Origin of the sequence: Hydrogenophaga sp. (genome assembly GCF_051007235.1) — a bacterium.
In the GTDB taxonomy this organism is placed as follows: domain Bacteria; phylum Pseudomonadota; class Gammaproteobacteria; order Burkholderiales; family Burkholderiaceae_C; genus Hydrogenophaga.
This window is the reverse complement of sequence record NZ_JBPCSJ010000067.1, coordinates 1-10,643: the sequence shown is the minus strand read 5'-3', so window position 1 is coordinate 10,643 and position 10,643 is coordinate 1. Positions and strand designations below refer to the sequence as shown.

At 69.2% G+C, this 10,643-nt stretch carries 9 protein-coding genes; 8 read left to right on the top strand and 1 reads right to left on the bottom strand.

Features of this window, described 5'->3' with window-relative positions:
- From ACR2JA_RS02215 to ACR2JA_RS02185, 7 genes are all read left to right on the top strand, one after another.
- Positions 1 to 484 (top strand): amidohydrolase family protein (locus ACR2JA_RS02215; protein ID WP_434007505.1); only part of this gene is annotated, 484 nt, incomplete at its 5' end.
- A 110-nt stretch (positions 485 to 594) separates the two neighbouring features.
- Complete coding sequence (phnC, locus tag ACR2JA_RS02210) at positions 595 to 1,470, top strand: phosphonate ABC transporter ATP-binding protein (RefSeq protein WP_434007504.1); 876 nt, start codon at positions 595 to 597, stop codon at positions 1,468 to 1,470.
- Between the two features lie 45 nt (positions 1,471 to 1,515).
- The gene (phnD, locus tag ACR2JA_RS02205) at positions 1,516 to 2,460 is read left to right on the top strand and encodes a phosphonate ABC transporter substrate-binding protein (RefSeq protein WP_434007503.1); all 945 of its coding nucleotides are present in this window, start codon (positions 1,516 to 1,518) and stop codon (positions 2,458 to 2,460) included.
- 58 nt (positions 2,461 to 2,518) lie between these two features.
- Positions 2,519 to 3,325, top strand: a complete 807-nt coding sequence (gene phnE, locus ACR2JA_RS02200) for a phosphonate ABC transporter, permease protein PhnE (RefSeq protein ID WP_434007502.1) — start codon at positions 2,519 to 2,521, stop codon at positions 3,323 to 3,325.
- 19 nt (positions 3,326 to 3,344) lie between these two features.
- Positions 3,345 to 3,905 carry a phosphonate degradation HD-domain oxygenase gene (locus ACR2JA_RS02195; RefSeq protein WP_434007501.1) on the top strand — a complete coding sequence of 187 codons (561 nt, stop codon included), beginning with the start codon at positions 3,345 to 3,347 and terminating at the stop codon, positions 3,903 to 3,905.
- Positions 3,906 to 3,930: 25 nt separating this feature from the next.
- Entirely contained in the window at positions 3,931 to 5,106 is a 1,176-nt protein-coding gene (locus tag ACR2JA_RS02190; RefSeq protein WP_434007500.1) for an MFS transporter, read from the top strand.
- A gap of 131 nt (positions 5,107 to 5,237) precedes the next feature.
- Complete coding sequence (locus tag ACR2JA_RS02185; RefSeq protein ID WP_434007499.1) at positions 5,238 to 8,114, top strand: ImpA family metalloprotease; 2,877 nt, start codon at positions 5,238 to 5,240, stop codon at positions 8,112 to 8,114.
- A gap of 9 nt (positions 8,115 to 8,123) precedes the next feature.
- Here ACR2JA_RS02185 and ACR2JA_RS02180 read toward each other — a convergent pair whose 3' ends face one another.
- The gene (locus ACR2JA_RS02180) at positions 8,124 to 8,543 is read right to left on the bottom strand and encodes a MarR family winged helix-turn-helix transcriptional regulator (RefSeq protein ID WP_434007498.1); all 420 of its coding nucleotides are present in this window, start codon (positions 8,541 to 8,543) and stop codon (positions 8,124 to 8,126) included.
- Positions 8,544 to 8,704: 161 nt separating this feature from the next.
- Between ACR2JA_RS02180 and ACR2JA_RS02175 the strand changes: the two genes are divergently transcribed.
- Entirely contained in the window at positions 8,705 to 10,615 is a 1,911-nt protein-coding gene (locus ACR2JA_RS02175; protein ID WP_434007497.1) for an FAD-dependent monooxygenase, read from the top strand.
- The last annotated feature ends 28 nt before the right edge of the window (positions 10,616 to 10,643 follow it).

Sequence of the window (10,643 nt, the reverse complement as noted above, 5' to 3'; positions counted from 1 at the left end):
CCACGGCATCGCCATGGCCAGCCACGACGACACCACCGAGGCGCACGTCGAGCAGGCCCATGCCGAGGGCGCCAGCGTCTCGGAATTCCCGACCACCGTGGTGGCTGCGCGCGCGGCGCACGAACGCGGCCTGCTGACCGTGATGGGCGGTCCCAACGTGGTGCGTGGCGGCTCGCATTCGGGCAACGTGGCGGCGGCCGAACTGGCACGCCAGGGCCTGCTGGACATCCTTTCGTCCGACTACGTGCCCGGCAGCCTGCTCAGCGCCGTGGTGCGGCTGGTGGACGACGGCATCCTGGACATGCCCGCCGCCGTCGCCACCGTCACGCGCAACCCGGCGCGGGCCTGCGGCATGGACGACCGCGGCGAGATCGCGCCTGGCAAACGCGCCGACCTGGTGCGCGTGAAGCTGGTGGACCTGCCCGATGGCCGCCGCCAGGCCGTGGTGCGCGGCGTCTGGCGAGAAGGCACGCGCGTGCTCTGAGCGGCGCCCTTGCGCACGCCATCAAAACTTCCCGCGGCCTTCAAACAGTTGTCACACAAGCCCCGGACACTGCGACTTGTCTAGATGACTTCACCCCACGGAGCACGCCCATGTCCTCAGCCCTTCGCATCCAGAACCTCAGCAAACGTTTTGCCGGCGGCAAGCTGGCGCTGGACAACGTGAACCTGGACATCCGCCCCGGCGAGATGGTGGCGCTGATCGGCGCCTCCGGCTCAGGCAAGTCGACGCTGCTGCGCCACGTGGCCGGCCTGATGGCCGCCGACGGCACGCCCGGCTCGGTGATCGAGGTCGCCGGCCAGTGCGTGCAGCGCGAAGGCCGCATCCAGCGCGACGTGCGCCGCATCCGCTCGCAGATCGGTTTCGTGTTCCAGCAGTTCAACCTGGTCGACCGCCTGCCGGTGCTGGTCAATGTGCTGGTGGGCCGCCTGCACGGCATGCCCTGGTGGCGCGCCTGGACCCGCTGGTTCACCGCGCAAGAGCGTGCCCTGGCCATCGAGGCGCTGGGCCGTGTCGGCATCGCCGAATGCCACGCGCAGCGCGCCTCCACCCTCTCGGGCGGCCAGCAGCAGCGCGCCGCCATTGCCCGCACCCTGGTGCAGGGCGCCAAAGTGGTGCTGGCCGATGAACCCATCGCCTCGCTGGACCCCGAAGCCTCGCGCAAGGTGATGGAGATCCTGGCCCGCATCAACCGCGAAGACGGTTGCACCGTGGTGGTCTCGCTGCACCAGGTCGACATGGCCATGCGCTACTGCCCTCGCGTGGTGGCGTTGCACCAGGGCCGAGTGGTGTTCGACGGTCCGTCGCAAGCCCTCACGCCCGCCCTGCTGCGCAACCTCTATGGCATGCAGGCCGACGAGATCCTCAACGGCAGCTCGTCGCTGCACGGGGTGCCCGCCCCCTCCGCCACTCCCGCGCTGGCGCCCAACGTGGTGGCCTGGCCCACCCCGCTGGCCCAGGCCGCCTGAGCCTCCGCTTTCCGCTTTCACTTCCACCGATCCAAGGACCATTCCATGATCAAAAAGACTCTCGCCGCCGTCGCCCTCGGCCTGACCCTGAGCACCTCCTGGGCCCAGGACATCAACTTCGGCATCATCTCCACCGAGTCGACCCAGAACCTCAAGGCCGACTGGCAGCCGCTGATCGACGACATGGCCAAACAGACCGGCCTGAAGGTCACGGCCTTCTTCGCACCCGACTACGCCGGCATCATCGAAGGCATGCGCTTCAACAAGGTGCAAGTGGCCTGGCTGGGCAACAAGTCGGCCATGGAGGCGGTGGACCGCGCCAACGCCGAGGTGTTCGCCCAGATGGTCAACGCCGACGGCACCCAGGGCTACTACTCGCACCTGATCGTGCACAAGGACAGCCCGATCAAGTCGCTGGACGACGTGCTCAAGAACGGCAAGAACCTGGCCTTCGGCAACGGCGACCCGAACTCGACCTCGGGCTTCCTGGTGCCCGGCTTCTACGTGTTCGCCAAGAACAAGATCGACGCCAAGAATCACTTCAAGATCGTGCGCAACGCCAACCACGAGACCAACGCGCTGGCCGTGGCCAACAAGCAGGTCGACGTCGCCACCAACAACAGCGAGAACCTGGACAAGATCAAGGAGCGCCAGCCCGAGAAGTTCAAGGACATCCGCGTGGTCTGGACCTCGCCGCTGATCCCGCTGGACCCGCTGGTGATGCACAAGGACCTGCCGCCGGCCGCCAAGGAGAAGCTCAAGAGCTTCTTCTACAACTACGCCAAGACCGACGCGCGCGAGAAGGAGATCGTCATGAAGATCTCCAAGCTCTCGGGCTTCAAGCCCTCGACCAACGCCCAGCTGACCCCGATCCGCGAACTGGACCTGTTCAGCAAGCGCAACAAGGTCGAGGCCGACACGACGCTGGCCGCCGCCGACAAGGCCGCCAAGCTGGCCGACCTCGACAAGCAACTGGCCGCGCTGCAGTAAGCGCATGCCTGCCCAGGGCCCGCCATCCAGCGGGCCTTTTTTGCGACCGGAGATGCCCATGACACCCGCTTCCACACTCCCGCCCCCCCCTGGCCTGAACGCCGCGGCCCAGAAGCACGGCTTCGGCTGGTACCTCGGCTGGGCTGCCCTGCTGCTGGTACTGGCGGGCTCCTGGAAGGGCGCCGACATGCGCCCGCTGGAGCTGCTGCGCGACTCGGGCAACATGGCGCAATACGCCAGCGAGTTCTTCCCGCCCAATTTCGCAGACTGGAAGATGTACGTGCAGGAGATGCTGGTCACGCTGCAGATCGCCGTCTGGGGCACGGCCCTGGCGGTGGTCTCGGCCGTGCCGCTGGGCCTGCTGGCGGCATCCAACATCACGCCCTGGTGGGTCCACCAGCCGGTGCGCCGCGTGCTCGATGCGTTCCGCGCCATCAACGAGATGGTGTTCGCGATGCTGTTCGTGGTGGCGGTGGGTCTGGGCCCGTTCGCCGGTGTGCTCGCACTGTGGATTCACACCGCCGGCACCCTGGCCAAGCTGTTCTCCGAAGCGGTCGAAGCCATCGACCCGCAGCCGGTCGAAGGCATCCGCTCCACCGGCGCCTCGGCGCTGCACGAGATCGTTTACGGCGTGATCCCGCAGGTCATGCCGCTGTGGATCTCCTACACGCTCTACCGTTTCGAGGCCAATGTGCGCTCGGCCTCGGTGGTGGGCATGGTCGGGGCGGGTGGCATCGGTGTGGTGCTGTGGGAAATCATCCGCGGGTTCCAGTACGCCGAGACCGCTGCGGTGATGGTCATCATCATCGCCACGGTCAGCCTGATCGACCTGGTGTCGGCCCGCATCCGCAAGCTCATGATCTGAGGAACAGAGGAACACCGCCATGGCCCTGACACTGACCGACATCCAGCACCTCCTGACCCGGCGCGGCTCGCAACAGTACGGCCTGGAAGCCGTGAGCCAGCTCCAGCACGCGCTGCAATGCGCCCACCTGGCGGACAGCGCGGGCGAGCCGGATGCGCTGGTGATCGCCTGTCTGCTGCACGACCTGGGTCACCTGATCGCCACCGAAAAGGCTGGTACGCTGGACACCGACATGCAACAGGACGACCTGCACCAGTACTCGCTGCTGCCCTTCCTGCGCGGCGTCCTGCCGGACGCGGTGCTGGAACCGATCCGCCTGCACGTGGACGCCAAGCGCTACCTGTGCCAGGCCGAAGGCGGTTACTTCGCGTCGCTCTCCGCCGCGTCGGTGCACAGCCTGGCGCAGCAGGGCGGCGTCTACACGGCCGTCGAAGCCGGCGCCTTCCTGCAGCAGCCGTTCGCCCAGGCAGCGGTGCGGCTGCGCCGCTACGACGACCTGGCCAAGGACCCGGCGCGCGAGGTGCCGCCGCTGGACCACTACCTGCCCCGTCTGGAACAGCTGATGCTCCAGACCGCATGAGGTGAGGGGACTGGGCCAACGCGCTGTGGTCGCTGCCCTGGGCAGCACGCAGACCCTGGCCTGGGCCTCGTCGTATTACCTGCCGGCCCTGCTGGCCGCGCCGCTGGCGGCGGAGCTGGGCATGGCGGTCACCCATGTGTTCGGCGCCTTCACGCTGGCGCTGGTGATCTCGGCCCTGGTCGGGCCGGCCGCGGGCCGCGCCATCGACCGGCACGGTGGCCGCGCCGTGCTGCGGGTCACCAACCTCTTGTTCGCGGTGGGCCTGGGCGCGCTGGGCCTGGCGCAGGCCGAGTGGCAGGTCTGGGCCGCCTGGTGCGTGATCGGGCTGGCCATGGGCAGCGGCCTGTACGACGCGGCCTTTGCCACCCTGGTGCGGCTGTACGCTGTGAGTGCGCGCAACGCCATCACCGGCATCACGCTGATCGCCGGCTTTGCCAGCACCGTGGGCTGGCCGCTCACGCAATGGGGGCTGGACACCTGGGGCTGGCGCGGCGCGTGCCTGGGCTGGGCGGCGCTGCACCTGCTGGTGGGCCTGCCGCTGCACAGCCTGCTGCCCGGCGCGCCGGTGGAACACACGCCACCGGTGCAGACCGCGGTGACCCCGGGCCAGGCCCATGACGCTGCCGCACCGACACACCCGCACGCCGGCACCGGCGTGGCCGCGGTGCTCGCGGCCGTGTTCGCCATCGCCTGGTTCACCAGCACCGCCATGGCGGCGCACCTGCCGCTGCTGCTGCAGGCGCAGGGCCTGTCGGCACCGGCCGCGCTGGGCGTGGCCATGCTGGTGGGGCCGGCACAGGTGGCCGGGCGGCTGCTGGAGTTCGGCTTGCTGCGCCGCGCGCACCCGCTGCTGTCCAGCCGCTTCGCCACCGCAGGGCACCCCATCGGCGTGGCGCTGCTGACGCTGGGCGGGCCGCTGGGCGCCTGGCTGTTTGCGGTGATGCACGGCATGGGCAACGGCATCCTGACCATCGCCAAGGGCACGCTACCGCTGGTGGTGTTCGGCGCCGCGGGGTATGGCGAACGCCAGGGCTGGCTGATGGCGCCGGCCCGCATCTCGCAGGCGTTCGCGCCGGTGCTGTTTGGCCTGGCCATGGCGCGCTGGGGCGGCCACGCGCTGTGGCTCACCGCCGGGCTGGGGCTGCTGGCGCTGGCGCTGCTGCAGGGGCTGGCGCTGCGGATGCGGCCCTCGCCGGACTGAACCGCCTGTTCTGCCCAAGCTGCCGCTCAGCCGGTCCGGTCAGGAAGGTGTGAACGAAGGCGGGGGCAGCGCCGCCACAACGGGTTACAAACGCGGCCGCCTCCGGCGCACCACCACCGTTGATGATCCCCATGCTGCGTTCCCAGACCACCCGTCCTCACCCAACACCCTCCTCCTGGCGCCTCGCCCTCTCGGCCGCCCTCACCATGGCGCTGGCCGCCTGCGGTGGTGGCGGTGGCGGCAGCCCCTACGGCGGCGGTGGTGCGGTCAACAGCGTCGACCCCGTGGTGGCCACACCCGCCGCCTGGTCGACCGCCCTGACGACGGGCGACGCCAGCCGCGTGGACAGTGCCACCGCCCTGACGGCCAGCGTGGCATGGCTGCAGGCCCGGCTGCAAACCGAGGCCACGCTGCGCCGGGCGGTGTTCAGCGGTGTCAGCGGCGCCAGCGTGGGCTGGGACCCCTCGCACGACTCGGCCTACTTCACGGTGCTGGACCAGAGCCGCAACAGCGTGCTGCTGGCCGGCAACTGGCGCTATTCGGACAACACCGCCGGGTCGGGCAAGGTGCTGGCCGTGGCCGGCACCGACCCGACCACCGGCGAGCGCTACGCGGCCTTTGGCGGCAACCCGCTGGCCGTCGGCAGCAATGCCGGCATGGACACGGTGATGAAGAACACCGTGGCCTGGCTCACCGGCCGCAGCAGCCTGAGCGGGCTCAAGGTGGTCACGGCCCACCTGCCGGGCAAAGCCACCTACTGGTTCCCGCACGAGGCGCCCACCCGCGCCTGGCTCGCAGCCCAGCTGCCCTCGGTCACCATCAATGGCGTGGCCGGCGCGTCGGCGGTGGACGACAGCTGCGACGGCAGCGCGCTCGACGCCTGCCTGCAAGGCGCGGACCTGCTGGTCATCGGGCGGCAAGAGGCGCCCAACAGCGGCACCTCCACCTACAACGGCGGCAGCGTGATGGCCGCGATCCAGGCCGCGCAGGCACGGGGCGTGCCGGTGCTGTACCTGCACCACGACGGCGACGCGGGCGATCTCGCCACCCGCCTGCTGGCCCACTTCGGCCTGTCCACCAGCGACAACTACCGGGCGCAGGAAGGCCTGAACGCCGGGGACCCGGCCACGCTGGGTGCCAGCGGCTTCGCCAGCGACACCCTGGCCCTGCTGCAGCGACTGCAGGCGGGCAGCTTCGCCACCACCTTCAGCGGCTGCGTCAGCGATGTGGGCAAGGTCGGTTGTGATGGCGACACCGCGCTGCAGAGCGAGTTCAACACGCCGGCCAAGGCGATCCGCGCCACGCTGCGCGCGCTCGACGCCCAAGGGCTGGCCCTGTTCGACCAGCCCGGCTACGCGCTGGAAAAACACCTGGTGCTGCTGGGCGACACCTGGCGCAAGGCCGTGACCTACCCCATGGACAAGGGCGGCGACAAAGGCGCGTTCTTCCGCGCGCATTTTTCGGACATGACGGCCTACATCAACCGCCGACACAGCGCCACCGCCGCCCACCAGGGCAGCTTCGCGCCCGCCATCCCGGCGGCCACGCCCGCCATCGCCCGCACGGTGACCACCACCGCGCCCGCCACCGGCACGCGCGAGTTCATGACCGGCCTGTACGTGATGCCCGGCCGCAGCGTCACGCTCACGCGCAGCGACGCGGCCACTGCCAGCGTGACCCTGGGCATCAACCTGTTGCGCGACACCACGCGCCTGTACAACGCCAACGGCTACAACCGCCCCACGATGCTGGCCAGCCCGCGCGTGCCGCTGGTGTCGGGCCGCACCGTCACCCTCACCAGCCCCTTCGGCGGCCCGCTGTACCTGTTCGTCGGCGCCGCCAGTGGTGCGCCCGCCATCAGCGTGGCGGTCGATGGCGTCATCACCCACCCCGTGCTGCGCGACATGCGGGACGCGGCCCAGGTGGCCGCCTTCAAAGCCGAGCTGGCCAGCACGCCCACCAACTGGGTCGGCATCACCAGCGACTTTCTCACCGTGCACAGCAACGTGCCGCACATGCGCAGCACATTGGCCGCACACCGCGGCGACATGGGCCTGCTGGCCGACCGCATCGGCACCTACATGGTCCAGGACACGTACGAACTCGCGGGCTTCAACTCGCCCAGCGGCGGCTTCAACCTGCCGGCCAGCGTCGCCGCCTTCTGCGGCACAGCCGGCTGGGACTGCACCGGCACCCAGCACCGGCGCGACGTGATGCAGCACGTGATCGCCGACACCGTGGCCGCCTGTGGCGCCGGCTGTTCGGGCAACCCCTACGACCAGAACTGGGCGCTGGAACCGCTGGGCTGGGGCGAGACGCACGAGATCGGCCACAACCTGCAGCGCGCGCGGCTGAAGATCTACGGCGGACAGTCGACCGAGGTGTCCAACAACATCTTCCCGATGCACAAGCAGATGGCGTTCAACCGCGCGAACCCCGCGGCCACACCGCTGACCCGCTCGGTGAACACCACCCGCGCCATGTTTGCCACACTGACCCTGGCGCTGGCTTCAGCGGATCCTCAGACCTACATGCGGACCAGCATCTGGACCAACACAGCCTACGCAGCCAACGCCGCCGAGCGCCTGGTGTTCTACCGCCAGCTGGTGGAGTTCGCGCGCTACTACAACAGTCCCGCCTTCTCCGACGGTTGGGAGCTCTACGCCCTGATGCACCTGCTGGAGCGCAACTTCTCGGCCAGCGAAACCGGCTGGACCGGCGCAAAGGACGGCCTGGGCTTCGGCACCTACGCCAGCTACCCGTCGGCCATGGACGGCAACGACTTCATGCTGATCGCGGCCTCGCGCATCATCGGCCGCGACATGCGCCCGGTGTGGTCTCTGTGGGGCGTCACCATCAGCGCCGCCGCCAACGCGCAAGTGGCGGCCTATGGCTACCCGGCGGCCGAGCCGCTGCTGTTCCCCATGAAAGACCTCAACGCCCACGGCAGCGGCGTCGGCGCGCCGGTGAGCATGACCGCCACCGCCAGCTACCCGGCCGGCTACTGACCGGCGGCCTTACTGCCCCACCGCCTGCCGCGCCAGCCGCAGGAAGCGCGCGCGGTCGGCCTCGCCCAGCGACTGCAGGATCTCGTCCTGCAGGCCGCGCACCACTGGCACCAGCGCCTGCAAGATGCCCTCGCCTTCGGGCGTGAGCGAGAGTTCGCGCGCGCGGCGGTCGCGTTCGCTCACCACGCGGCGCACCCAGCCCTTTTGCTCCAGCCGCTCGATCACGCCGCCGATGGTGGCGCGGTCGTAGGCGATCATTTCCGCGACGGTGGCCTGGTCGGCGCCGGGCGCGTTGTGGATGGCGTCCAGCGCCGCGAACTGGATGGGGGTGAGGTCGTAACCCGCTTCCTGCGTGCGCTGCACGAACACCAGCGTGGACTGCTGGTGCAGGCGCCGGATCAGGTGCCCGGCCATGTCGAGTGAGTCCATGCTCGCGCTCCGTCTCAAAGGGTAGGGGTGGTCACACCGGCGCGCCAGGGCGGCACGGTTTTGATAAGTATACGTACCGTCTTGACAGGTATTGATAAGCATAGATATCATTTGTTCACACACCAACGGTCATCGGTGCGATTCAACCCAGGAGACAACCCATGCAGTTCTACAAAGACGGCTTCCGCGGCGGCAACCCCGACGTCAAACCCGCGGCGCCCAACCGCCGCAACCGGGGCGTGAACGAGCCGCTGCCGGAAAAGGTGGACGTGCTGATCGCCGGCACCGGCCCCGCCGGCCTGTGCCTGGCTGCGCAGCTGGCGCAGTTCCCGCAGATCGAGACCCTGATCGTCGAACGCATGGCCAGCAACATCGTCAAGGGCAAGGCCGACGGCATCAACACGCGCACCATGGAAATGTTCCAGGCCTTCGGCTTTGCCGACAAGGTCAAGCGCGAAACCTACTGGGTCAACCAGACCGCGTTCTGGATGCCCGACCCCGCCAACCCCGCGCACATCAAGCGCGTGGGCCGTGTGCAGGACGTGGCCGACGACAGCTCGGAGATGCCGCACATCCTGATCAACCAGGCGCGGCTGCACGAGCTGTTCCTGGAGGTGATGGCGAACTCACCCTCGCGCCTGGCGCCCGACTACGGCTGGGAAATCGCAGGCCTGACCATCGATGAAACCACCGACGACCACCCGGTGACCGTGACGCTCAAAGACGCGACCGGCATCCACTGGGGCGGCACCCGCACCGTGCGCTGCAACTACGTGGTGGGCTGCGACGGCGCGCACTCGGCCGTGCGCAAGGCCATTGGCGGCGTGCTGCACGGCGACGCCGCGCACCAGGCCTGGGGCGTGATGGACATCCTGGCCAACACCGACTTCCCCGACGTGCGCCAGAAGTGCCTGATCTCGTCGGCCGGCGAAGGCAACGTGTTGCTGCTGCCGCGCGAAGGCGGCTACATCTTCCGCATGTACGTGGAACTGGACAAGCTCAAGGAAGGCGAGAAGGCCGCGAGCAAGAAGTTCACGCAGGAGGACATGATCGCGGCGGCCAACCGCATCATCAAACCCTATGCCATCGACGTGAAGGAAGTCGTCTGGTGGTCGATCTACGACATCGGTCACAGCCTCACCGACAAGTTCGACGACGTGCCCGAGGGCTCAAACCGCAACCCGCGCGTGTTCACCGCCGGTGACGCCTGCCACACCCACTCGCCCAAGGCCGGCCAAGGCATGAACGTGTCGATGCAGGACACCTTCAACCTGGGCTGGAAGCTGGTGCACGTGCTGCAGGGCCGCGCCGACCCGAGTCTGCTGCGCAGCTACAGCAAGGAGCGCCTGACCGAAGCCAAGCGCCTGGTCGAGACCGACCACGAGTGGTCGCGCATCATGTCGGCCCCCACGACGCAGGCCGAACGCGAGGGCAAGGAAGAGCCGCGCATCATCCGCCAGTTCAAGGCCAACCTCGAATTCACCGGCGGCACCGCGGTGAAGTACGACAGCTCGACCCTGTTCGCGGCCAGCCCGCACCAGGCGCTGGCCCAGGGCGAAGCCATCGGCCGCCGCTTCCACTCCGCGCCCGTGGTGCGCCTGTCGGACGCCAAGCAGATGCAGCTGGGTCATGCCGCCGAAGCCGACGCGCGCTGGCGCCTCTACGCCTTTGCGGGCCAGGGTGACGTGGGCCTGCCCGGCGCGCCCATGGCCCGGCTGGCCGACTGGCTGGCCAACGACGCGGCCTCACCGGTGGTCAGGCACACGCGCCCAGGCGAAGACATCGACGCCGTCATCGACGTGCGCGCCGTGTTCCAGCCCACCTTCGACCAGCTCGACTACGGGCAGATGCCTTCACTGCTCAAGCCCCGGACCGGCAAGCTCGGCCTGCAGGACCACGAGAAGGTCTTCTGCGTGGACCACAAGGGCGCGGGCGACATCTACGACATGCGCGGCATCGACCGCGAGCGCGGCTGCCTCATCGTCGTGCGGCCCGACCAGTACGTGGCCCACGTGCTGCCGCTGGACGCTCGCGCCGAGCTGTCGGCCTACTTTGCCGGCGTGCTGAAGTGAACTGAGGTCGGGACGGGCCGGGGGCCGT